Consider the following 23,673-nt stretch of genomic DNA (forward strand, 5'->3'; position numbering starts at 1 on the left):
ATTGCTTTATTTATGACATCGAGTTTTGGAGGCAATTTTATGGCGATTAATTTTGATAATGCATTGGGTGTGCATCAATACACACTCGGGATCAGAGCCCAACGTGCTGAAGTTATCGCATCTAATATTGCCAATGCCGATACTCCCCATTATAAGGCTCGTGATGTCAACTTTGATAAGGCATTACAAGCCGCATCCAGTAGACAAGGTGGTTTGGCTATGAGTAGCAGTGATAGTCGACACTTTGATCTGGAAGCGTTATCGCAACAAAACTATGGATATAGAGTGCCAAATCAGCCTGATACTGGTGATGGTAATACGGTTGATATGCAAAAAGAACAATCAGAATTTATGCAAAATGCACTCGAATACCAGATGTCACTCGGCTTTCTTGATGGCAAGTTTTCTGGTCTGAAGAAAGCAATAAGAGGAGATTAATCATGAGTTTATTTAATATCTTTAATGTTGCAGGTTCTGGAATGTCGGCTCAATCGATAAGATTGAATACCACAGCGAGTAATATTGCCAATGCCGATTCTGTTTCGAGTAGTGTTGATAAGACCTACCGTGCTCGTCATCCGATTTTTGAAGCCGAGATGGCCAAAGCCAGCTATCAGCAGCAATCATCACCTTCAGTTAAGGTGAAAGGTATCGTAGAAAGCGATGCGCCCTTGTTGAAAGAGTACTCTCCAAATCATCCAATGGCTGATGGCGATGGCTTCATCTATAAACCTAACGTCAATGTAATGGAGGAGATGGCGAATATGATTTCGGCATCCAGATCTTATCAAATGAATGTTCAGGTGGCTGAAGCGGCAAAGTCTATGCTTCAGCAAACACTCAGAATTGGCAAATAAAAGGAGGTAAGAAGTGAGCCTCATTAACCAACTTAATAATGCACCCCTTGGTGGACAGTCTCAAACGTCGACTCAGTCAGCAGCGCCATCTAAACAAGTGACATCGGCCGCAACTGAGCAGACATCGACAACGGGGAATCCGTTTCTTGACGCAATTCGTTTGCCTGAAGAAAAATCGATACCAGAGGCGAATAGTCAAGGACTGAGCCAAGAGGATTTCTTCTCTCTCTTGAGTCAACAGTTGTCGATGCAAGACCCATTTAAACCCGTCGATAACGATCAGATGATTGCGCAAATGGCAGCATTTTCTACCGTTGACGGTATTAGTAATCTCAATGACGAGATTATCAATCTTAATACAGTTATGACTTCAAGTCAGGCTTTGCAAGCTTCAGGTCTTGTGGGACAGAAAGTATTGATCCCATCGGATACCGGCCATCTTTCGGTGGAAGACCCTGTACTTAAGGGAGTGGTGAGTACGCCTGAGGCTATCGAGATCATAGTCGTACGTATCGAAGATGACAAAGGGCAACTGATCAAGACTTTTGAGGTCGATGGTAGTCAAGGCGGTAATGTCGATGTGTCCTGGGATGGATTGGACAAAAATGGCGATGCTATGCCAAGCGGAAATTATTCGATTAAAGCCAGTGGCAGAGTCGATGGTCAGAGTGAAGAACTTGCCGTTTCTACTTATGCTCATGTTACCAGCGTCTCTCTAGGTACTGCATCTACCGGTTCAATCTTGAATTTACGTGGTATAGGTGGCATTAAACTCGGCGATGTCTTGGCAGTTTCTGAGGTGTGATCTTGCTCTCTGGGCTTGCGGGGGAAAATAAGCCTGTGAGCTTCAATCATGAATTAGAGCCGGGTAAATATCTTCTTGTCCATAGTGAAAAATTGAATGTCTGTGGTTGGTTACATTGACTGAAATTATGAATCTAAGTGTCGGTGGTAGGCTACATTGACTGAAGTAATAAATTGAAATTGAAGTGTTTGTGGTGGGTTACATTGGTTGAAATAATGAATTTTAACTGGGTGAATATCTCCTACCTGCAATTATGAATTGAAGTGTCGGTGGTGGGCTACATTGACTGAAGTAGTGAATTGAATCGAGGTGAATTATGTCGTTTAACATTGCATTGAGTGGTATCGCAGCTGCGCAGAAAGATCTAAATACCACGGCAAATAATATAGCCAACGTTAATAGCATCGGCTTTAAAGAATCCCGTGCTGAGTTTGCCGATGTGTACGCGAACTCCATCTTTGCTAACAGTAAAACGGCTGTGGGTGGCGGTGTTACTACCAGTCAGGTCGCTCAGCAATTTCACCAAGGTAGCTTACAGTTTACTAATAATGCGCTGGATATGGCCATCAATGGTGGTGGATTCTTCGTGACGTCATCAGAGCTCGAAGCTAAAGATCACTCTTTCACCCGAGCAGGGGCATTTAAAGTCAACTCTGCCGACTACCTGGTTGACTCCCAAGGTAATTATCTGCAGACATTTCCTGTCGATAAGGATGGCAACTCCACATCTGTCAGTTTAACTACGACTAAGCCAGTTAGAATACCTGATACTGCGGGTAGCCCAAAGAAGACGGAAAATATTAACATTCAGATGAATCTTAATGCCGCCGATGCCACGTTAGATCCAGCCTTGTTCGATCCTAACGATCGAGATACTTATAACAATTCCACCGCTGTGACCATGTATGACTCCTTGGGTGAGCCGCATATTTTGACTACCTATTTTGTGCGTCCACCAAATGCGGCTTATACCGGCGAGAGTAACTGGGCTGCCTTCTATGCCATAGACGGTCAACAAGTTGATTTAGCAGGTCCTGCAGGTGTATTCGATCAAGATACTACCGGCGATGGTGTGGCAGATGTGCTAAATACACCTGCGGTTAATGCCGGCGGCTGGAAAGGCGCTGTGATCAAGTTTAATGATACCGGTGCACATACCACTACCGATCCTGACCCTATCCTAACTGTGCAGTTGGGGGTTGCAGGTGCCGGAGTCTTGGGCCCAGGTACTGATGGCACACAAACATTGACCATAGACTTTAATAATCCGACTCAATATGCTTCGACGTTCGAGGTGACCGAGTTAAATCAGGATGGTACCACTGTGGGCCGTCTTACTAATGTCGAAGTCGGCGCCGATGGTTTGATCAATGCCAGTTACAGTAATGGCTCGACAGTCGCTCTGGCTCGGGTTGCCCTGGCGCGTTTCGCCAATGAACAAGGTTTGACTCAGGTGGGTAATACTTCCTGGAGGGCGAGCCTGGATTCTGGATTGGCACTGGCAGGTGAAGCCAATAGTGGTACCTTCGGTAGTATTCGTTCGTCTGCACTTGAGCAATCGAATGTAGATTTGACCACTGAACTGGTGGACCTTATCTCAGCTCAACGTAACTTCCAGGCCAACTCAAGGACACTGGAAGTCAATAATACCTTGCAACAGACCATATTGCAGATCCGCTAATAAGCTAGATATCCTCTCTGTGGAGATAAAAGCATTGCCGAAGGGCAATGCTTTTATGCAATCAGGCTCTCAGTACGCTGGTTAAATCAGGAAAACATTAGACAAAAAACGTAAAAATTAGAATACCGATGGGAGATACTCCCATTGCCTGTTGTTATGAATTGAATTTTGGTGGTATTTAGCATTCCACCTGCTGTAATCGATTGAATATAGGTAAACCATGTCATTTAATATCGCGTTGAGTGGAATTGCTGCTGCTCAAAAAGATCTAAACACCACTGCAAATAACATAGCAAACGTTAACAGTATAGGCTTTAAAGAGTCTCGAGCTGAGTTTTCCGATGTCTACGCAAATTCTATTTTTTCTAACAGTAAGACTGCCGTTGGCGGCGGAGTTACCACCAGCCAAGTGGCTCAGCAATTTCATCAAGGCAGTATGCAGTTTACAAATAATGCTTTGGATATGGCCATTAATGGTGGTGGTTTTTTTGTGACCTCTTCGGATCTCAGTGGAAAGGAGCAATCTTTTACCCGTGCAGGTGCGTTTAAAGTGGATTCAAGTAATTATTTAGTTGATTCTCAAGGAAACTTTTTACAAACGTTTCCCGTAGACAAAGATGGCAACTCGACATCTGTGAGTCTGACTACGACTAAACCAGTTACTATTCCAGATACCGCAGGTAGCCCGCAGAAGACAGAAAACATCGGCATTCAGATGAATCTTAATGCCGCTGACTCTACATTAGATCCAGCCTTGTTCGACCCTAACGATCGCGATACCTATAACAATTCCACCGCTGTTACCATGTATGACTCCTTGGGTGAGCCGCATATTATGACCACCTATTTCGTGCGTCCACCTAATGCGGCTTATACCGGTGAGAGTAACTGGGTTGCCTTCTATGCGGTTGATGGCAAACAAGTTGATCTAGATGGCGCGGCAGGCAGCTATCAAACGGATACCAATGCAGATGGTGCCCCTGATGGTACAGGTACTGCTGTAACCGCCGGCGGTTGGAAGGGCGCGGTGATCAAGTTTAACGATATAGGTTCATACACGACTAGTGATCCAGCCACAATCAAAACACAAGCGTTAGGGGTAGGCGGCGCTGGGGTGCTGGGTCCTGGTACCGATGGTACGCAAACCCTGACCATAGACTTTAATAACCCGACTCAATACGCCTCGACGTTTGAAGTTACTGAGTTAAACCAGGATGGCACCACAGTGGGCCGTCTCACCAATGTCGAAGTTGGCGCCGATGGTTTGATCAATGCAAGTTACAGTAATGGCACGACAGTCGCTTTGGCTCGGGTTGCACTGGCGCGTTTCGCCAATGAACAAGGCCTGACTCAGGTAGGCAACACTTCCTGGAAGGCTAGCCAAGACTCGGGACTGGCACTGGCTGGTGAAGCTAATACTGGTACATTCGGCAGTATACGTTCATCTGCCTTAGAGCAGTCAAATGTAGACTTGACCACAGAGCTGGTGGATCTTATCTCAGCTCAACGTAATTTCCAGGCCAACTCAAGAACACTGGAAGTCAATAATACTTTGCAGCAGACCATATTACAGATCCGCTAATTCGCGCGATATCCATAGTTAAAGCAATAAAGGCATTGCCGCACGGCAATGCCTTTCCGTTTCTCTCTCCATTTCGACTTACTACCCTTTTTCCTAAGTGCCAACAAGTTGTTTCTGCATTGGCACGATGTTTGCTTTTAATCTTATATAGAAAGTAATTAGCAAAAGATTGACGGAGAACACCAGTGGATAAATTACTCTACGTTGCCATGAGCGGCGCAAAGCAAAATATGAATTCCCTGGCTGTGCGCGCAAATAACTTAGCCAATGCCAATACCGATGGTTTCAAGGCGGATATGGAGCAAGCTCGCTCGATGCAAGCTTTTGGTGAAGGATTGCCTACAAGGGTATTTGCTATGACTGAAAGCCCATCAGCTGATTTTGCTGCGGGACCAATCAAGACCACAGGAAGAGATCTCGATATTGCCGTCAAAGGTGATGGCTGGATTGCGGTGCAGAGCGCCGATGGTGGTGAGGCATACACGCGTTCCGGCAGTTTAAGTTTTGACACTACCGGCCTACTGCGTAACGACCGCGGAAATCCCATCATGGGTGATTCAGGCCCGATTGTGTTGCCACTGCCTATCGAGAAGGTATCAATCTCTCAAGATGGCATCATCTCTGTCAGACCTTTAGGCTCTACGGCGGAAGTGATTGAAGTCGTCGGCCGTATCAAGTTAGTCAATCCAGGTAATCAAAATTTGATGCGAGGGGAAGACGGCTTGTTCAGGTTGATATCCGGTGACAATGCCCCTGCGGATGCTTTTATTACAATAGAAAGTGGTGCTGTGGAAGGCAGTAACGTCAATGCCGTCTCAGAGATGGTGGCACTTATTGATATACAGCGTCAATTTGAGATGCAGGTCAAAATGATGAAAACAGCAGAAGAGATGGATAAAGCCTCCTCTTCATTAATGCGTATTAGCTAGGAGTAATATTATGCATCCCGCGTTATGGATTAGTAAGACAGGCTTAGATGCTCAGCAAACAGATATCTCGGTGATCTCGAACAACGTGGCTAACGCAAGCACGATTGGTTATAAGAAGAGCCGTGCTGTTTTTGAAGATCTCCTTTATCAAACGGTTAACCAAGCCGGCGGCATCAGTGCATCAAATACCAAGTTACCCAATGGATTAAACATAGGTGCGGGTACTAAGGTTGTTGCTACTCAGAAGGTGTTTACCCAAGGGAACATGCTAACAACCGATAACTCCCTGGATATGATGATTGAAGGTCCGGGATTTTTTGAGATACAACTTCCTGATGGTACAGCGGCCTATACCCGCAATGGTCAATTTACCTTAGATGACACAGGGCAAATGGTGACTTCAGGCTCAGGCTATGTGGTGCAACCAGCAATAACTATCCCAGATAATGCTACCAGTATTACCGTGTCTGCCGAAGGTGAAGTATCGGTTAAGACCCCTGGAACCATAGAAAACCAAGTCGTGGGTCAGTTGAGTATGTCTGATTTCATTAATCCAAGCGGATTAGACCCTATGGGACAGAATTTATACCTGGAGACGGGTGCCAGTGGCACACCTATTCAGGGAACAGCTTCACTCGATGGCATGGGCGCCATTCGACAAGGTGCACTTGAGACTTCGAATGTTAACGTAACCGAAGAATTGGTGAATCTTATTGAGAGCCAACGCATCTATGAGATGAACTCAAAAGTTATCTCGGCTGTCGATCAGATGCTGTCTTACGTCAATCAGAATCTGTAGAGGCAAGGCTATGAGTAATCAAGGTTCATTATTCGTATTATTACTTGGTTTCTTGTTGAGCGGGTGTAACTCGACCAGTGCTCACAAGCCTATCCCTGATGATCCCTATTACGCTCCTGTATATCCTGAAGCACCAGCGACTAAAATCGTCGCCACAGGATCTATGTATCAGGCCAGTCAGGCATCTAGTCTCTATTCAGATATTAAGGCACTTAAAGTCGGCGACATCATCACAGTTATTCTGATGGAGCAGACTCAAGCGAAGAAGAGTGCCAGTAATGAGATCAAGAAGGGGACAGATTTAACGCTGGATCCCATCTATGTCGGTAGCGGCAATATTAGCATAAGCGGTCAAGCCCTAGACCTAAGATACAAAGACAGCATGAATACCAAGCGTGAGTCTGATGCGGATCAGAGTAATAGTTTAAGCGGCAGCATTTCAGCCAACGTGATGCAGGTACTCAATAATGGCAACTTAGTCATTCGAGGGGAGAAATGGATCAGCATCAACAATGGTGATGAATTCGTGCGCTTGACTGGGCTAGTACGCTCACAAGATATACGTCCGGACAACACCATAGACTCGACTCGAGTCGCTAACGCTCGTATTCAATATAGTGGTACAGGCACTTTTGCCGATGTGCAAAAGGTTGGATGGCTAAGTTCATTCTTTATGGGAAGTTGGTGGCCTTTCTAAGGCCGGCATGGAACCTAGTAGTAATTAAGGAATTAACGTTATGAAATATAAATTTATCTACCTTTTATTGTTGTTTTTTGTCGCTGGCCCAAGCCAGGCACAAAGAATAAAAGACATTGCTAATGTTCAAGGTGTGCGCCATAACCAACTGATAGGCTATGGTATGGTCGTCGGTTTGCCGGGCACGGGTGAGAAGACGCGTTACACCGAACAGACATTTAAGACTATGCTGAAGAACTTTGGCATTAATTTGCCCGATAACTTTCGCCCCAAAATAAAGAATATCGCCGTGGTCGCGGTTCATGCGGATATGCCGCCTTTTATTAAACCTGGGCAAACTCTCGATGTTACGGTATCGAGTCTAGGTGAAGCCAAGAGTCTACGGGGGGGAACCTTAATCCAGACTTTCCTCAAGGGAGTTGATGGCAATGTCTATGCTATTGCCCAGGGCAGTATGGTGGTTAGTGGTTTCAGTGCAGAAGGTTTAGATGGCTCAAAAGTCATTCGAAATACCCCTACGGTTGGCCGAATTCCAAATGGCGCTATCATAGAACGTGCTGTAGCAACCCCTTTTTCTAGTGGCGATTACCTTACATTTAATCTTCGCCGCGCCGATTTTTCAACGGCTAAACGATTAGCAGATGCCATTAATGAGCTCCTGGGCCCTGGCATGGCGAGACCCTTAGATGCGGCTTCTGTACAGGTGAGTGCGCCAAGAGATGTGTCTCAGCGAGTCTCATTTCTGGCAACATTAGAAAATATTCAAGTTGAACCTGCAGATGAATCAGCGAAAGTCATCGTTAACTCACGTACCGGGACCATAGTGGTGGGCAAAAATGTACGTCTATTAGCCGCGGCCGTGACCCATGGTGGCTTAACGGTCACAATCGCCGAAGCGACTCAGGTATCACAGCCAAATGCCTTAGCTGGTGGTCAAACTGTGGTGACTACAGACAGTACAATTGATGTTAATGAGTCAGACAGGCGTATGTTTTTGTTTAGTCCGGGTACCACATTGGATGAACTGGTCCGGGCCGTCAACTTAGTAGGCGCGGCTCCCTCAGATGTGCTGGCTATTTTGGAAGCCTTAAAGGTGGCCGGAGCACTCCACGGTGAACTTATCATCATCTAATCATCAGCTGGATTTTGTTAGCCTTTAATCACTGTAACGTCGTTCTGTTAGGGCCTATTTATAGGTCCTAACACTTTCTCTTTATTAACTATTCCCCCATAAATTCATTTTATCCCCTCTATTAAAACTCAATCATCAGGTGATGTGGCATGTGCCTTGCTACATAAAGTAAATACCGTCTGTTTATTGTCGGCACAACCGGGAACTTTTATGGAAAAGCTGTCAAATTCATCACACTTTTTAGACATCGGAGGACTTGACTCGTTAAGAGCCAAGGCCCTGAAAGATGATAAGGCAGCTTTGAAGGAGGTTGCACAACAATTCGAAGGGATTTTCGTGCAGATGCTGATGAAAAGCATGCGCTCTGCCAATGCCGTGTTTGAATCCGATAGCCCGATGAACAGCGAATACACCAAATTTTATGAGCAAATGCATGATCAGCAGATGTCGGTTAACTTATCTGAAAAGGGCATGTTGGGTCTCGCCGACCTGATGATGCAGCAACTGTCTCCGGAAACCAGCAAGGTCACCCCAGCATCAGTCCTAAGAGGGGGGATGCAGTCTGACTTATCTCAAGACTCTATTAAATCACATGTGATGAACCGGGCAACAAGGTCAGTTGAAGTAAGCAATACAATGACCAGCTCAGATGCTAAGCCCCAGAATCCTCTAGACAGTATTTTGACAGGCAAGAGTTTGCCATCTCAAATCAGACCGGCGGAAATGACCTTCACAGATAAAGATGACTTTGTCGCTAAGCTCTACCCATATGCAGAAAAAGCGGCACAGGCTCTAGGCACTAAGCCCGAAGTTTTGATTGCACAATCGGCTCTGGAAACCGGCTGGGGTCAGAAAATGATAAAAGGGGCTCGAGGCGAATCCAGTAACAACCTTTTTAACATCAAGGCTGATAAACGTTGGCAGGGTGATAAGGCCCTAGTGAGTACGCTCGAGTTCGAACAAGGCATTGCGGTACAGCAAAAATCCGATTTCCGTGTCTACCAAGATATAAAGCAAAGTTTTGACGACTTTGTCAGCTTTATTTCAAACGGTCCTAGATATCAAGCAGCGATGAAGAAAGCCGCAAACCCCAACGAATTTATCCAGGCCTTACAAGATGCCGGTTATGCAACGGATCCTAACTATGCCGATAAAGTGATTAAGGTGATGGAATCTATCAAGTCAAATCTTAGTCTGCCATCTATGGGAGGAAGGTAATGATCTTGATTGGTAAGACATCTGATGTTTCCTTTTTGCAGCAAGATATGCAGCAAGGCGAGCCGCGAATAGATAGGAGTAGAGTGTAATGTCTATGGACCTTTTGAATATTGCCCGCACTGGTGTCTTGGCGTCTCAGTCCCAGCTTGCTGTGACCAGTAATAATATCGCTAACGCTAATACCCAGGGATATCACAGACAAGTTGCCGAACAGTCAAGCCTAGAATCTCAGCGTTTTGGTGACAGTTTTTACGGTGCTGGAACTTATATTTCAGATGTAAAACGTATCTATAACGAATATGCCGCTCGCGAGCTTAGGATAGGTCAAACTGGGGTCAGCGGAGCCCAGACGACTCAAACTAAGATGAGTGAACTTGATCAATTGTTTTCACAAATTGGTAAGTCTATACCGCAGGGCCTGAATGATTTTTTTGCCGGTTTAAACAGTTTGGCTGATTTGCCTGATGATATGGGCATACGTGGCACTGTGCTAGGTTCGGCAGGGCAACTGGCGGATAGCCTGAATCAGATGCAGAAGCACCTAGATGGCCAAATGAAACAGACCAATGATCAAATCGCCGGTATCACAGACAGAATTAACGAGATCAGTAAAGAGCTGGGTCTAGTAAACCAAGAGTTGATGAAGTCTCAGGGTGAAGATTCTCAATTGTTAGATAAGCAAGATGCATTGATTCAGGAACTGAGCCAATACGCTCAAGTCAATGTGATCCCACTGGACACAGGGGCTAAAAGCATCATGTTAGGTGGCGCTGTGATGTTGGTATCCGGTGAGATTGCTATGTCTCTGGACACTACGGCGGGAGACCCACATCCGGGCGAATTGAGAGTCGTTGCTAATGTTGGCGTCCAGAGCCATGTTATAGATCCGATAAAGATGGGCGGTCAGTTGGGGGCGCTATTTACATTTCGTGATGAAACACTTATTCCGTCAGAACTCGAATTGGGCCAACTCAGTTTAGGAGTGGCAGACGCATTCAATCAAGCCAATGCCCAAGGTTTCGATCTTAATGGTGAGATGGGCCAGAACATATTTAAAGATATTAACGATCCGTCAATGACCATTGGGCGAGTCGGAGAATTCGGTTCCAATGCTGGCTCGGCTAACCTAAGAGTCAATATTGATGATGTAGGTCTTCTGTCGGGCAATAGTTTTGAGTTGAAGTATACCGCTCCGGCCACTTATGAGTTGAAAGACACAGTAACCGGCACAATCACCCCACTAACCTTAAATGGCACTCAGCTTGATGGGGCTAATGGTTTCACCGTACATATAGATTCTGGCATTTTGGCCGATGGGGATAAGTTTGAGATCCGTCCATCATCCGGCGCCGCTGCAGGTATTTCTGTGATGATGACCGACGGTAAGGGCATTGCTGCCGCGGCGCCTAAGATAACCTCTGATGCTGCGAACTCTGGTAACACTCAAGTAGAGATGGTGAGTATAGATGATCGCACCGATATCAATTTCCCCGTTACAGGTTCTGAACTGACTTTCGAGATTAATACCACGACGAGTATGTTTGAAGTCTTCGATGTTAATGGCACATCCCTTGGTGCTCCCGCTGCATATACCCCGCCTTTAATCAGTGCACATGGTTTTACCTTCGATGTGGCAACTACTGCTGGGGCGACAGATAGATTTACGTTCGATCTCTCATTTGGACCTGGTGATAACACCAATGCTGTCACCATGGCGAAATTGAGTGAAGCCAAGTTGATGAATGCTGGTGGTTCGACCCTCGCAGATGTTTATGAGGGCACAAAACTCTCGGTGGGTGGTAAGGCTAAAGCAGCCGAGATAGCGGTTGGAACGGCCCAATCAGTATATCAACAGGCTTATACCCGAGTGCAGAGTGAATCTGGAGTTAATTTAGATGAAGAAGCCGCCAATCTGATGCGCTTTCAACAGGCCTATCAGGCCTCTGCGCGAATAATGACCACGGCGAATGAAATCTTTGAAACGCTATTTAACGCGGTTAGATAAAGGAGGCTGATATGAGAATTTCTACTGCTCAAATGTTCAATCAAAGCATCACAAGTGTGCTGGATAAACAATCAGCAACCAGTAAGGTCTTGGATCAATTATCCAGTGGTAAAAGGGTCAATACGGCTGGAGACGATCCTGTTGCAGCCATAGGTATAGATAATTTGTACCAGCAAAACGCCTTGGTTAATCAGTTTATCAAAAACATTGATTATGCAACGGGTCACTTGGCCGTCGCTGAAAGTAAGCTTGGCAGCGCGGAAAGCCTGGTCAGTTCAATTAAGGATCAAGTGTTAAGGGGCGTGAATGGTAGCTTGACCGATATCGACCGAGTGACTATCGCCAATGAGATGAGGTCGAGTCTCGAAGAGCTTTTATCTATTGCGAATTCAAGAGATGAATCAGGAAAATATATCTTTTCGGGTAATCAAACATCTACCCAGCCTTTCGCATTCGACACCGCAGGAAACATAGTTTACAGCGGTGACAGTGGCGTGAGGCAAGCGGTTGTGGCATCCGGAGTGACAGTCGGCACAAACTTGCCGGGTGATAGTGTCTTTATGAACGCAGCGAATGCCATAGGTGACTTTAGTGTCAATTATCTGCCAGCCCAAGTAGGTGAATTTAGTGTAGAAAGTGCCAAGATAGTCACACCAGGCGCCCATGTACCAGTGGCTCCTGAAGGATATACCTTTACCTTTACCGATAATGGCGTCGGTGGCGTTAATTTAGAAGTTTTTGATTCGGCTGCTACATCACAAGTGGTGGTGGCTAACTTCGACCCAACCAACCCAGTCAGTTTTAATGGTATCGAAGTGAAAGTCGATGGAACCCCAGTCCCAGGGGATTCTTTCACCATGTCACCGCAAACCGAAGTCAGTATTTTTGACACCATTAATCAGGCTATAAGTCTCATCGAAGACCCTAATAAGGTTAACACGCCTCAGGGAAGTGCTGAGTTGGCACAGTTATTGGATAATATGGCTAGTGGTACAAAACAAATAGATTTTGACAGGGGTATCGCAGGTAACGACTTAAAACGTGTAGAGAGTTATCAGTCGAGCCACGCAGATGAAAAGTTAGTCAACAGTTCAGCTCTGTCATTGTTGGAAGATTTAGATTATGCCTCAGCAATCACAGAGTTTGAAAAACAGCAATTAGCGTTAAATGCAGTATCGACTCTGTTTAGCAGAGTGGGGTCGACCACATTATTTGATTACATATAAAGGTAATCAACACGAGTAACCACAGTCGACGGTCTATCAAGGGGCTAAGACTGAACGTTCGAAACATGAGAATTAAAGATTAACAACATATAGCCAGGCTTGAGCCTTGGCAGTAAAACATAAAGAGGAACTCAAGATGGCTATTACCGTTAATACCAACGTGACATCCATGAAAGCACAGGGCAACCTTAATGGTGCCAACAGTAACCTACAAACGTCCATGGAGCGTTTATCTTCTGGTTTACGCATTAACAGTGCCAAAGATGATGCTGCAGGATTGGCTATCTCCAATCGTATGACTAGTCAGATTAATGGACTCGATGTGGCTATGCGTAATGCCAATGATGGTATCTCGATTGCCCAGACCGCTGAAGGTGCAATGGGAGAGTCGACAAATATTTTACAGCGGATGCGTGACTTGTCTTTGCAGGCTGCTAACGGTTCGAACTCAGATACAGACAGATCGGCTATGCAGAAGGAGCTATCGGCTTTACAAGTCGAGCTAACTCGGATTGCTGAGACGACTTCTTTTGGTGGTCAGAATCTTCTTGATGGTAGTTACGGTACTCAAAACTTTCAAGTTGGATCTGATGCAAACCAAACCATTGCAGTAACACTTAAAAACGTTTCCGCCACAGCGATTGGTAGTAACCAAATATCCGGTTCAGGTACTAAATCAGGTTTAGCCGTTGCTGGTACTGTGAATGCAATGACTGCTGATACCGTCACTGTAACGGGTAATGGTGCAACGGATACAGCGACTATCGGTATTAACTCTTCAGCAGGAGAATATGCTGCAGCGATTAATGGTACAGAGGGGACGGGAGTCAGTGCAACTGCACGTACGGAGGCTGAACTAGTTTATACGCCTGCTGCAGGTACAAACTCTGTCAGTTTTAATTTAGATGTTGGAGGAGCCGCAGGAACAAGTACATTGGCGGTTACCAATGCTACATCGGCTCAAGATATGGTTGACCAGATTAATGCTGGCTCTAGCAGTATTGGTGTAAGAGCCACACTTGATGGCGGTAATGTTTCTTTAGTCAATGAAAACGGTGATAACATTGGCATGTCAGGTTACTCTGTTTCGGGTACAGCTGTAACAGCATTTACTATTGCGGGTAAAGATGAAACTAGTACTGCAACTGCAGCCGTTACGGCGACTGCGGATGTGATTGTAACTGGTAATGTCACAACCAATAGTTCAACAAATCATACTGTTACAGGAGCTACTTCAGCTGAAATGTTAGGTGGCACCGGATCTATTTTGGCTGCTATTTCAACGGTTGATATTAGTGATGCCGCAGGTGCGCAAAGCGCACTGGCTATTATCGATTCGGCTATTACAGGGATTGATTCTAACCGTGCCGATTTAGGTGCTGTGCAAAATCGTATGAGCTTTACGATTAGTAACCTAGGAAACGTGCAGACTAACGTAGCTGATGCTCGGAGTCGTATTCAGGACGTGGATTTCGCTAAGGAGACTGCAGAGATGACTAAACAACAGATCCTATCTCAAACCTCCTCAGCCATGTTAGCCCAGGCTAACCAGTTACCTCAGGTAGCATTATCGCTACTAGGTTAAGAGGCGTAACTTAGGGTAATGTCCCTAGGATTAGCGCTTAGATTTATAAAACACTTAATTCTCGATGAGGATTAAGTGTTTTTTGTTTTTGAATTAGACTCGAGCTAGGAAGAAACATATCACTTCTAAGATTATCCTTTTGCCTTTTGCCTTATCTCGACACTCGCTGTCTTCTTTGTCATGTTTTTAGCTCGTCACTTACAACTTATAGCAGCTTTCCTCTCTTCCTTTCATCCACTTTTTGTTCATGCCTCTCTAACACTATGCAAATTTTTTTAAAATTTTTCTAAAGTAAAAAATAGTGCTGCCGTTAAATACATTGTAACCGAAAGATCCGCCTGGCTTAACGCAGACAGGCATAGTCTAAAAGTCAGGTATAAAGAGGAACAAATTATGGCTATTTCAGTAAACACGAACGTCACATCTATGAAGGCACAGAGCAACCTTAATGGTGCCCAGAGTAATTTAAGTACTTCGATGGAGCGATTAGCTTCAGGTCTTCGTATTAACAGTGCAAAGGATGATGCGGCGGGTCTACAGATTTCGAATCGTATGACCAGTCAGATTAACGGCCTCGATGTTGCTATGCGTAATGCTAACGATGGTATCTCTATTGCGCAAACCGCAGAAGGCGCCATGGGCGAGTCGACCAACATTCTTCAACGTATGCGTGACCTGTCACTACAGTCTGCTAACGGTTCAAACTCATCAGATGATCGTGCTTCTATGCAGAAAGAGATCGCTTCACTACAAAATGAATTGACCCGTATCGCTGAAACGACCTCATTTGGTGGACAGAATCTTCTTGATGGAAGTTACGGTACTCAAAACTTTCAAGTTGGTTCCGATGCAAATCAAACCATTGCAGTAACGCTTAAAAACGTCTCGTCAACCTCGATAGGTAGTAACCAGATATCTGGTTCAGGTACTGGGTCAGGTTTAGCCGTTGCTGGTACTGTGAATGCAATTACTGCAGATACTATTACTGTAACGGGTAACGGTGCAACTGATACAGCCACTATTGGTGTTAACTCTTCAGCAGCAGAATATGCTGCTGCGATTAATGGTACTGAGGGAACGGGAGTCAGTGCAACATCACGCACTGAAGCTGAATTAGTCTTCACTCCTGCTGCAGGTACAAACTCGATCAGTTTCAGTTTAGATGTTGGAGGGGCAGCTGGAACAAGTTCATTATCAATTACGAATGCAACTTCAGCTCAAGATATGGTTGACCAGATAAATGCTGGTTCAAGCAGTATTGGTGTTAGTGCAACACTTGATGGTGCTAATGTTGCATTAGTCAATGAAAATGGAGATAACATCGCTGTATCTGGTTATGCTGTGTCAGGTACTGCAGTGGCTGCGTTTACTATTGCCGGTAAAGATGAAGCTGGGGCCACAACTGCAGCAGTTACGGCGACCGCCGATGTAATTGTTTCTGGTAACGTGACAACAAATAGTGCGACTAATCATACCATTACAGGTGCCACAGCTGCAGAGATGTTAGGTGGAACAGGCTCAATACTATCAGCGATATCAACAGTCGATATTAGTGATGCCGCAGGTGCGCAAAGCGCATTGGCTATTATCGATTCAGCAATTGCAGGTATCGATTCGAATCGTGCCGACTTAGGTGCGATACAAAACCGTATGAGCTTTACCATCAGTAACTTGAGTAATGTACAGACTAACGTGGCAGATGCTCGTAGTCGTATTCAGGATGTCGATTTCGCTAAAGAAACGGCAGAGATGACTAAGCAGCAGATTCTGTCGCAGACATCGTCAGCCATGCTAGCTCAGGCTAACCAGTTACCACAAGTAGCTTTATCTCTACTTTAATCGTTACTTTAGTGTATGAGTAAACGCTATAGTTAGAGATACAAGTAGGTTTGTAGCGGGAACTCATTAGAGTAACCAAGGAGGGGAGATTCTAAATTGAATCTTCCCTTTTGTTTATAGTTAATGTGAAACTAAGGTATGTAAATAAAGTTTCTAAATAAGGTTTGTAAATCAAGTTTGGAGCAGGTTTAAAAAAGGGATTTATAAACCAGAGGAGGTTATAGGCGATGAATATTAATTTAGTGAATCCATCGAATGCCACAAGTGTTAAGAGTGAAGTGCTAGTCCCACTGAAAGCGACGACTCCAGAGGCCACAGAAGTTGAGCCTAGAGCCTTGGTGAAAGCCGTTGAAGAGGGCAGTGAATCTTCTGAGTTGACCAAGGAGGATAACCCAGAGAAATTACAGGAAGCGGTTGCCGAACTCAGTGATACCATGTCGTTGATGAAGAAAGGCTTAGCATTTAGAGTCGATGATAGTTCCGGGGTGTCAGTGGTCAATGTGATGGACATGGACTCGGGGGAGACGATTCGTCAGATCCCTACCGAAGAAGCATTAGAGTTGGCACAGAAATTGTTTGAAGTATCCGGAATGCTGATGAAAACTGAAGCATGATGTTTTTTTGACGTTAGTGTGTTTTGTACACTGTTTAGCTTATGGCTTTCAGGATGAGTGATAGAGGTTCCCATGGGATTAACTGCAGTCGGTATCGGTTCAGGAATGGATATCAATGGCATAGTGTCGGCGCTAGTCGGCGCCGAGAATACGCCAAAACAGGCTCAATTTAATGCCGATGAAGGCAAGATTAATGCCGAGATTTCTGCCATTGGGGCACTCAAGAGTGCCATGTCTGAGTTTCAGTCTAAGCTAGACTTTCTCTCAAAGCCTGAATCTTTTATCAGTAACAAGGTAAAACTATCTAACAACGATTTTTTAACCGCCACCGTTGATGAGACCGCGATAGCGGGTAGCTATAGTCTAGTAGTTGAGCAGTTGGCTCAAAGTCAGAAAGTCAGTAGCATAGCATCAGCTGATGCCAGCGCGGCCATCGGTGAGGGGACACTAACCTTTACGGTCGACGGTAACAGCTTCGATATTGCAGCCGATGCCACCGACTCCTTAACATCCTTAGTCGAAAAGATAAACAGCGCCGCAGATAATGTTGGCGTCTCGGCAACGATCATTAATGACGACCAAGGGGCTAAGCTGGTACTCACATCTACCAGTACAGGTATAGCCAATCAAATTAGTGTCGCAGCTACGGATGTAGGTCCAGGCACGCCACTCAGTGATACTTTCACTATGACTGAGGTTCAGACGGCCAAGGATTCCATCATAAAACTCGATGGCTTAACGGTAACTTCCAGCTCCAATACCATCTCAAACGCAATAACCGGTGCCACACTCACTCTTAAAGAAGCGGATCCGACTAAAACCACTCAACTCACCATAGAGCTTAATACGGGTTCGGTAAAAGCAGGGATTAACGCGCTAGTCAGTTCCTATAATGACCTGATGACATCTGTGAAGGAGATGTCGAGTTATGATCCTGATACTAAGCAAGCAGGAATACTTCAAGGTGACTCGATCATTCGTACCATACAGAGTCAACTGCGTGGAGCCTTGACTGGGGTATACAGCACGAGTGATGGCGATATTACCTTAGGCACCATTGGGATAACTACGACTCGTGAAGGGTTATTAGAAGTTGATAGTGATAAGTTAGATGAAGCGTTAACGGCAAACTTCGGCCAGATTAAAGAGATGTTCAGTGCAGAGAATACAGGGCTGGCCTCGAGTTTGGATAGTTTAATCGATGGTTATGTTAAATCTGATGGTATTTTAGATGGCCGTGATGAAACTTTAGATAACCAGTTAGAAAGAATACAGGAAAACAGAGAACGATTAGCTTTGAAAATGAAGGCCTATGAAAATAGGTTATTTAAACAGTTCAATGCCATGGATGCCATCGTGGGACAGCTAAATGCTCAGAGCAGTATGTTGCAATCAAGGTTGGATTCTTTGCCTGGAGTGGTGAAGAAAACATAGAGCGTATAGTCATTAAATTGTTTATTATTTTTTGCTTATTATCGAAGAGAAGGCTCAATGAAAGAACTCAATAGAGTAAACGAAGCATTATCTTCAAGTTTACTTCATCTCGATGAAATTGATGTTAATGATGAGACTGGTGATGAACTGGTATCAGACTTGCAAGGTTTATTTGGTCAGCGTCAAAAATTGCTCGAACTCTTAGTTGCAGATAATGAATTTGATGATAGAGAGTATCTTGAGCAGCAGTTAACTCTGACACAGAAATATAAGTTACAAGCAAGTAAAGTCATGCGACATAGGCAAAATTTGTTACACAGTGGCAAACAAAGTCAACGTCAAATTAATGTATATAAGACTATAGATTCAAATAGGTAGGTTTTTATGAGAAGGTCATTACAGTCATACCGTAAAGTATCATTAGATAACGAAATTGCGGTAGCTTCACCTCATAGAATTATTCAGATGATGTTTGAAGGTGCGCTGCAAAGAATAGCCCAGAGTCGCTATGCGATAGAGAATACTGATATTGCAAATAAAGGGCTCAATATAGGTAAGGCCATAGGTATCATTAATGGTCTTAATAGCAGCCTTAATATGGATGCTGGTGGAGAGATGATAGGTAATGTGAGTGCTCTGTATGATTTTATGCTGCGCCGCCTCTCTGAAGCTAATATAAATAATGATGTGCAAGCGTTAGATGATGTTACTAGTATATTGCGAACAATTAAAGAAGGCTGGGACGCCATCCCCGTTGAGCAACATCATATCGTCTCTCATACCGAGGCTGTTTAATTCTATTTTGATTTGGGGCGCGTAGCCCCAATTAATTGGCTTTGGTCAATTAATTGACAAATCGTTATGGTTTCGTTTATTTTTTCAGCTAGAATCATACAAGTTCAATGAATATCTATCCAGTTAAGCATTAAATGCATTCAGAGACTTGCTAATAGCTGGCTGATAATACACTATTCCTCATGGTAGTGATTTTGTTAAAATTTGTAATGGAAACACTACATCGCTTTTAAGCAACAAACACTAATAATTAATGCTAATAACGAGCGCTTTACGGCTTTTTGAATGATGCTAACAGATCAACGAATTCTACTTGTCGGTAACCAGTCTGAGCGAATTAATCGCTTATCATGTGTATTTGAGTTTTTGGGTGAACAAGTTGAGTTAGTCGCAATTGATAAACTCGAACTACGACTCAAGACGACTCGATACCGGGCCTTGGTTATCGCTGCTGACTCACAGTCTAAAGAGTTACTTCAATCTCTTGCTGGGAAATTGCCTTGGCAGCCAATTTTATTGCTGGGCGAGCATGACGGCGTCAATGCCTCCAATATCCTTGGTTTCATTGAAGAACCTCTAAATTATCCTCAACTAACAGAATTACTGCATTTTTGTCAGGTCTTTGGCCAGGCGAGACGTCATGAAACACCTACCAGTATTAATCAAACTAAGCTATTTAGAAGCATGGTGGGTCGAAGTGAGGGGATAGCTCAAGTTCGGCATTTGATTAGCCAGGTTGCTCCTTCTGAGGCTACCGTCTTGGTTCTGGGCCAATCTGGTACAGGCAAAGAGGTCGTTGCAAGAAATATTCATTATATTTCCGATAGGCGCGACGGTCCCTTCATTCCGATTAACTGTGGCGCTATTCCTGCCGAGCTATTAGAGAGTGAATTATTTGGCCATGAGAAGGGCTCTTTTACCGGTGCTATCAGTGCCAGAAAAGGTCGCTTTGAACTTGCCGAAAAGGGCACCCTTTTCTTAGATGAAATTGGCGATATGCCATTGCAGATGCAGGTCAAACTACTCCGTGTTCTTCAAGAGCGAGAGTTCGAACGCGTCGGTGGCAGTAAGCCTATCAAGGCCGACGTTCGTGTCGTCGCTGCGACCCATAGAGACTTGGAATTGATGATTTCTGATGGGAAGTTTAGAGAAGATCTCTACTACCGACTCAATGTATTCCCCATCGAAATGCCTGCACTATGTGAAAGAAAAGATGATATTCCTTTGCTCTTACAAGAGCTGGTGAGCCGGGTCTACAATGAAGGCCGTGGCAAGGTTAGATTTACCCAGCGAGCAATCGAGTCTCTTAAAGAGCACAAGTGGTCAGGGAATGTCAGAGAGCTTTCCAATTTAGTTGAGCGACTCACTATTCTTTATCCTGGTGGCTTGGTCGACGTTAACGATTTGCCTCATAAGTATCGCCATATTGATGTGCCTGAATACTGTGTCGAGATCAGTGAGGAAGAACAGGAACGCGATGCCTTGGCTGCTATCTTCAGTGATGAAGAGTCAATAGAGATCCCTGAAACTCGCTTTCCCAGTGAACTTCCTCCTGAAGGGGTTAACTTGAAAGACCTTCTGGCTGAACTTGAGATCGATATGATCAGACAAGCACTGGATCAGCAAGATAGTGTCGTTGCCCGGGCAGCAGAAATGTTGGGGATCAGGCGTACAACCTTAGTCGAGAAGATGCGTAAATACGGCATGGGTAAAGATTAATTAGAAGTTTCTAGTTCCTAGGCCCCTAGGAACTAGCGCCATCCCCCTTATTTCAAATTGCCAGCTTTGCTGGCGTCTATTATCCTCTAGTGGATCAGCGAACGTCCTCGCACCTAGTAACTAGCCCCATTTTTATCATTTGGCCCAATTCGTGCATTATCCCCGTTAGCAGCAATTTTTTGACGGAGTCGATATGTCCGTAAGTCCTCAATTACAACTTAATAGTTTGAATCCAGGTTCGCCTAAATGGCTGGATACAGCGCCAGCTGCCAATATGTCGAATCGTATGGAGCATATTCTGCAGGCGATGCCATCGGGGATAATCATCATCAATGGAGATGGCCTGGTTACCGAAGCGAATCCGGTAGCAGTAGAGCTGTTAGGTTTACCCTTAGAGGGGCTTAAATGGCTGCAGATAATCAATCGTGCTTTCTCGCCTCAAGATGATGATGGTCACGAAGTCTCGCTTAAGAATGGTCGCCGGGTAAAGTTGGCCATTACTCCTCTAACCCCAGAGCCTGGTCAGTTAATTGTGATCACTGATCTTACCGAAACTCGTTTGCTGCAGAAAAATATATCACATCTACAGCGCTTGTCGGCGTTGGGGAAAATGGTTGCAACACTGGCACATCAAGTGAGAACTCCGTTAACCGCTGCACTACTCTATGCTTCGAATTTGGCGAGCCCGAAAATATCGGCGCAATCGAGAGCTCGCTTTCAAACTAAGCTAGTGGATAGGCTCAATGAGTTAGAACATCAGGTCAATGATATGTTGTTGATGGCTAAGGGCAGAGGGCAAGATCAAGGAGAGGCTCAGCGGGTTACAAATATTTTAGATAATGTGATGGCCAATTGTGAGCCCATTGCTGAGCAACACCTGTGTAAATTAGTCAGAGTTGATGATTCTATGAGTGATTTTCTGGCTAATTCTGGAGCCTTAAGTTCTGCGATTAATAATTTGGTGATCAATAGCATAGAAGCCGGTGCGACACTTGTGGAGCTAAGAGGGAGTGAAACTGAGAGTCAGATCCAGATACATATCACTGATAACGGCAAAGGTTTAGATAAAGAGATGCAACAGAAAGTACTCGAGCCTTTCTTTACCACTAAGCCTCAAGGTACAGGTCTTGGCCTTGCGGTAGTTCAATCTGTTGTAGCCAATCATGGTGGCAAAATTCAATTGCGTTGCGAAAAGGGCAAAGGGTGTAAGGCATCTTTATATTTTCCTAAATTAAAAAATTCGCCGGTGCAGCCTGGAACGACAATTTCTATGACTAATTCAGTATCCGCAGCGGAGGGATAAACCATGTCTGAAGGTAAATTATTGCTGGTTGAAGATGACCATCCACTCAGGGAAGCGCTAGTAGATACCTTGCTGCTGGCGCAATATGAATGTGTCGATGTTTGCTCGGCGGAAGATGCGATTATTAAACTTAAAGCCGAATCTTTCGATCTTGTCATAAGCGATGTACAGATGCAGGGGATAGGCGGCATAGGTCTGCTTAACTATCTTAAGCAGAATCAAGCTCAGCTCCCCGTACTTTTGATGACAGCTTATGCAACCATAGATAATGCCGTTAATGCCATAAAACTTGGTGCGGTAGATTATCTCGCTAAACCCTTCGCTCCAGAGGTATTGCTGAATCAGGTCTCTCGTTATCTGAAGCCTAAGCTTGTGCAGAATATGCCAATCGTCGCCGATGAAAAAAGCCTCGCCTTGTTAAATCTGGCTAAAAAGGTGGCTTCATCGGATGCATCAGTGATGATCATGGGACCGAGTGGCTCAGGTAAAGAGGTACTAGCTCGATATATTCACCAACATAGCGCTCGTGAAAATGGCCCTTTTATCGCGATAAATTGTGCCGCTATACCTGAAAATATGTTGGAAGCCACCCTCTTTGGCTACGAGAAGGGAGCCTTTACTGGTGCATATCAAGCTTGCCCGGGTAAGTTTGAGCAAGCACAGGGAGGGACTATATTACTAGATGAAATCACCGAATTGGATTTAAGCCTACAAGCAAAATTGTTGAGGGTATTACAGGAAAGGGAAGTTGAGCGGCTTGGAGGGCGTAAAAGCATAAAGTTAGACATTAGAATCTTGGCAACATCCAATCGCGATCTGAAAGCTGTGGTCGCGTCAGGGGAATTTCGCGAAGATCTCTATTATCGAATTAATGTATTTCCACTGGTTTGGCCGTCATTGAGCCAGAGACCAGCAGATATTTTGCCTCTGGCACGTCATCTATTGGCGCGCCATGGTGCTCAATCTGGACTCATACCGATCCCAACCTTAGATGAGACAGCCTGTAGACGCTTGTTGACTCACAGATGGCCAGGCAATGTGAGGGAGCTGGATAATGTGATACAGCGCGCCTTAATCTTGACCTGTGGTGCGCAGATTACCGGCTCTGATATTGTTCTCGATACTCAGGAGGCTCTTATTAGTCATGAGCCTGTAGAGCAGCAATTACAATCAGTAAATAAACCGGCTGAACTCGATGCATTAGGTGATGAGCTTAAAGCGCAGGAGCATGTGATTATTCTTGAAACGCTGAATATGTGTCAGGGCAGTAGAAAGCTCGTTGCCGAAAAACTAGGGATCAGTGCCAGAACCCTAAGATATAAGATGGCCAAAATGAGAGACATGGGCATAGAGATACCTGCATAGAACAAACCTCTTCCTAGGTCCGAGATCACAGGTCCTAGGAACTTCCCCATCTTAAGTCTGTTTAACTGATATGGCTTATTACTCGATA

The 23,673-nt window shown here is 44.8% G+C and carries 21 protein-coding genes; all 21 read left to right on the forward strand.

The annotated features are described in order from the left end of the window. The first annotated feature begins 39 nt into the window (after positions 1–39). Positions 40–438 (forward strand): flagellar basal body rod protein FlgB, encoded by a 399-nt coding sequence (gene flgB, locus SVI_RS06525; RefSeq protein WP_013050691.1) that lies wholly within the window; start codon positions 40–42, stop codon positions 436–438. Between the two features lie 2 nt (positions 439–440). Further along, a complete protein-coding gene (flgC, locus tag SVI_RS06530; protein ID WP_013050692.1) occupies positions 441–857 on the forward strand; it encodes a flagellar basal body rod protein FlgC in 417 nt (138 codons plus the stop codon). 13 nt (positions 858–870) lie between these two features. Further along, the gene (gene flgD / locus SVI_RS06535) at positions 871–1,662 is read left to right on the forward strand and encodes a flagellar hook assembly protein FlgD (protein ID WP_041419750.1); all 792 of its coding nucleotides are present in this window, start codon (positions 871–873) and stop codon (positions 1,660–1,662) included. A gap of 316 nt (positions 1,663–1,978) precedes the next feature. Next, on the forward strand, positions 1,979–3,343 hold the full coding sequence (flgE, locus tag SVI_RS06540; RefSeq protein WP_013050694.1) for a flagellar hook protein FlgE: 1,365 nt from the start codon (positions 1,979–1,981) through the stop codon (positions 3,341–3,343). 220 nt (positions 3,344–3,563) lie between these two features. After that, entirely contained in the window at positions 3,564–4,925 is a 1,362-nt protein-coding gene (gene flgE / locus SVI_RS06545; protein WP_013050695.1) for a flagellar hook protein FlgE, read from the forward strand. Positions 4,926–5,110: 185 nt separating this feature from the next. Beyond that, the gene (gene flgF, locus SVI_RS06550) at positions 5,111–5,854 is read left to right on the forward strand and encodes a flagellar basal-body rod protein FlgF (RefSeq protein WP_013050696.1); all 744 of its coding nucleotides are present in this window, start codon (positions 5,111–5,113) and stop codon (positions 5,852–5,854) included. 10 nt (positions 5,855–5,864) lie between these two features. Further along, positions 5,865–6,653: a flagellar basal-body rod protein FlgG gene (gene flgG, locus SVI_RS06555; protein WP_013050697.1), complete on the forward strand. Its 789-nt coding sequence runs from the start codon at positions 5,865–5,867 to the stop codon at positions 6,651–6,653. 10 nt (positions 6,654–6,663) lie between these two features. Beyond that, positions 6,664–7,350: a flagellar basal body L-ring protein FlgH gene (gene flgH / locus SVI_RS06560; protein ID WP_013050698.1), complete on the forward strand. Its 687-nt coding sequence runs from the start codon at positions 6,664–6,666 to the stop codon at positions 7,348–7,350. Positions 7,351–7,390: 40 nt separating this feature from the next. Next, positions 7,391–8,482 (forward strand): flagellar basal body P-ring protein FlgI, encoded by a 1,092-nt coding sequence (locus SVI_RS06565; protein ID WP_013050699.1) that lies wholly within the window; start codon positions 7,391–7,393, stop codon positions 8,480–8,482. 210 nt (positions 8,483–8,692) lie between these two features. Continuing rightward, a complete protein-coding gene (gene flgJ, locus SVI_RS06570) occupies positions 8,693–9,700 on the forward strand; it encodes a flagellar assembly peptidoglycan hydrolase FlgJ (protein ID WP_041419751.1) in 1,008 nt (335 codons plus the stop codon). Between the two features lie 88 nt (positions 9,701–9,788). Beyond that, on the forward strand, positions 9,789–11,705 hold the full coding sequence (gene flgK, locus SVI_RS06575) for a flagellar hook-associated protein FlgK (RefSeq protein ID WP_013050701.1): 1,917 nt from the start codon (positions 9,789–9,791) through the stop codon (positions 11,703–11,705). A gap of 11 nt (positions 11,706–11,716) precedes the next feature. Continuing rightward, a complete protein-coding gene (flgL, locus tag SVI_RS06580) occupies positions 11,717–12,931 on the forward strand; it encodes a flagellar hook-associated protein FlgL (RefSeq protein WP_013050702.1) in 1,215 nt (404 codons plus the stop codon). A 136-nt stretch (positions 12,932–13,067) separates the two neighbouring features. Further along, positions 13,068–14,516, forward strand: coding sequence for a flagellin (locus SVI_RS06585; RefSeq protein ID WP_013050703.1), 1,449 nt, complete (start codon positions 13,068–13,070; stop codon positions 14,514–14,516). Positions 14,517–14,909: 393 nt separating this feature from the next. After that, on the forward strand, positions 14,910–16,355 hold the full coding sequence (locus SVI_RS06590; RefSeq protein ID WP_013050704.1) for a flagellin: 1,446 nt from the start codon (positions 14,910–14,912) through the stop codon (positions 16,353–16,355). Between the two features lie 227 nt (positions 16,356–16,582). Continuing rightward, complete coding sequence (locus tag SVI_RS06595) at positions 16,583–16,969, forward strand: flagellar protein FlaG (protein ID WP_013050705.1); 387 nt, start codon at positions 16,583–16,585, stop codon at positions 16,967–16,969. Between the two features lie 72 nt (positions 16,970–17,041). Further along, positions 17,042–18,403: a flagellar filament capping protein FliD gene (fliD, locus tag SVI_RS06600; protein ID WP_013050706.1), complete on the forward strand. Its 1,362-nt coding sequence runs from the start codon at positions 17,042–17,044 to the stop codon at positions 18,401–18,403. A gap of 57 nt (positions 18,404–18,460) precedes the next feature. After that, positions 18,461–18,781: a hypothetical protein gene (locus tag SVI_RS06605; protein ID WP_013050707.1), complete on the forward strand. Its 321-nt coding sequence runs from the start codon at positions 18,461–18,463 to the stop codon at positions 18,779–18,781. Between the two features lie 6 nt (positions 18,782–18,787). Then, the gene (gene fliS / locus SVI_RS06610; RefSeq protein ID WP_013050708.1) at positions 18,788–19,198 is read left to right on the forward strand and encodes a flagellar export chaperone FliS; all 411 of its coding nucleotides are present in this window, start codon (positions 18,788–18,790) and stop codon (positions 19,196–19,198) included. 285 nt (positions 19,199–19,483) lie between these two features. Beyond that, positions 19,484–20,917 (forward strand): sigma-54 dependent transcriptional regulator, encoded by a 1,434-nt coding sequence (locus tag SVI_RS06615; protein ID WP_041419752.1) that lies wholly within the window; start codon positions 19,484–19,486, stop codon positions 20,915–20,917. Positions 20,918–21,110: 193 nt separating this feature from the next. Then, complete coding sequence (locus SVI_RS06620; RefSeq protein WP_013050710.1) at positions 21,111–22,220, forward strand: sensor histidine kinase; 1,110 nt, start codon at positions 21,111–21,113, stop codon at positions 22,218–22,220. Between the two features lie 3 nt (positions 22,221–22,223). Beyond that, a complete protein-coding gene (locus SVI_RS06625) occupies positions 22,224–23,585 on the forward strand; it encodes a sigma-54-dependent transcriptional regulator (protein ID WP_013050711.1) in 1,362 nt (453 codons plus the stop codon). Positions 23,586–23,673: the final 88 nt, after the last annotated feature.

Source organism: Shewanella violacea DSS12 (assembly GCF_000091325.1).
GTDB classification, from domain to species: domain Bacteria; phylum Pseudomonadota; class Gammaproteobacteria; order Enterobacterales; family Shewanellaceae; genus Shewanella; species Shewanella violacea.

Coding starts and splice junctions, on each gene's coding strand:
- flgB (WP_013050691.1), top strand. CDS start 40: ATGGCGATTAATTTTGATAATGCATTGGGTGTGCATCAATACACACTC.
- flgC (WP_013050692.1), top strand. CDS start 441: ATGAGTTTATTTAATATCTTTAATGTTGCAGGTTCTGGAATGTCGGCT.
- flgE (WP_013050694.1), top strand. CDS start 1,979: ATGTCGTTTAACATTGCATTGAGTGGTATCGCAGCTGCGCAGAAAGAT.
- flgE (WP_013050695.1), top strand. CDS start 3,564: ATGTCATTTAATATCGCGTTGAGTGGAATTGCTGCTGCTCAAAAAGAT.
- flgG (WP_013050697.1), top strand. CDS start 5,865: ATGCATCCCGCGTTATGGATTAGTAAGACAGGCTTAGATGCTCAGCAA.
- flgH (WP_013050698.1), top strand. CDS start 6,664: ATGAGTAATCAAGGTTCATTATTCGTATTATTACTTGGTTTCTTGTTG.
- SVI_RS06565 (WP_013050699.1), top strand. CDS start 7,391: ATGAAATATAAATTTATCTACCTTTTATTGTTGTTTTTTGTCGCTGGC.
- flgJ (WP_041419751.1), top strand. CDS start 8,693: ATGGAAAAGCTGTCAAATTCATCACACTTTTTAGACATCGGAGGACTT.
- flgK (WP_013050701.1), top strand. CDS start 9,789: ATGTCTATGGACCTTTTGAATATTGCCCGCACTGGTGTCTTGGCGTCT.
- flgL (WP_013050702.1), top strand. CDS start 11,717: ATGAGAATTTCTACTGCTCAAATGTTCAATCAAAGCATCACAAGTGTG.
- SVI_RS06585 (WP_013050703.1), top strand. CDS start 13,068: ATGGCTATTACCGTTAATACCAACGTGACATCCATGAAAGCACAGGGC.
- SVI_RS06590 (WP_013050704.1), top strand. CDS start 14,910: ATGGCTATTTCAGTAAACACGAACGTCACATCTATGAAGGCACAGAGC.
- SVI_RS06595 (WP_013050705.1), top strand. CDS start 16,583: ATGAATATTAATTTAGTGAATCCATCGAATGCCACAAGTGTTAAGAGT.
- fliD (WP_013050706.1), top strand. CDS start 17,042: ATGGGATTAACTGCAGTCGGTATCGGTTCAGGAATGGATATCAATGGC.
- SVI_RS06605 (WP_013050707.1), top strand. CDS start 18,461: ATGAAAGAACTCAATAGAGTAAACGAAGCATTATCTTCAAGTTTACTT.
- fliS (WP_013050708.1), top strand. CDS start 18,788: ATGAGAAGGTCATTACAGTCATACCGTAAAGTATCATTAGATAACGAA.
- SVI_RS06615 (WP_041419752.1), top strand. CDS start 19,484: ATGATGCTAACAGATCAACGAATTCTACTTGTCGGTAACCAGTCTGAG.
- SVI_RS06620 (WP_013050710.1), top strand. CDS start 21,111: ATGTCCGTAAGTCCTCAATTACAACTTAATAGTTTGAATCCAGGTTCG.
- SVI_RS06625 (WP_013050711.1), top strand. CDS start 22,224: ATGTCTGAAGGTAAATTATTGCTGGTTGAAGATGACCATCCACTCAGG.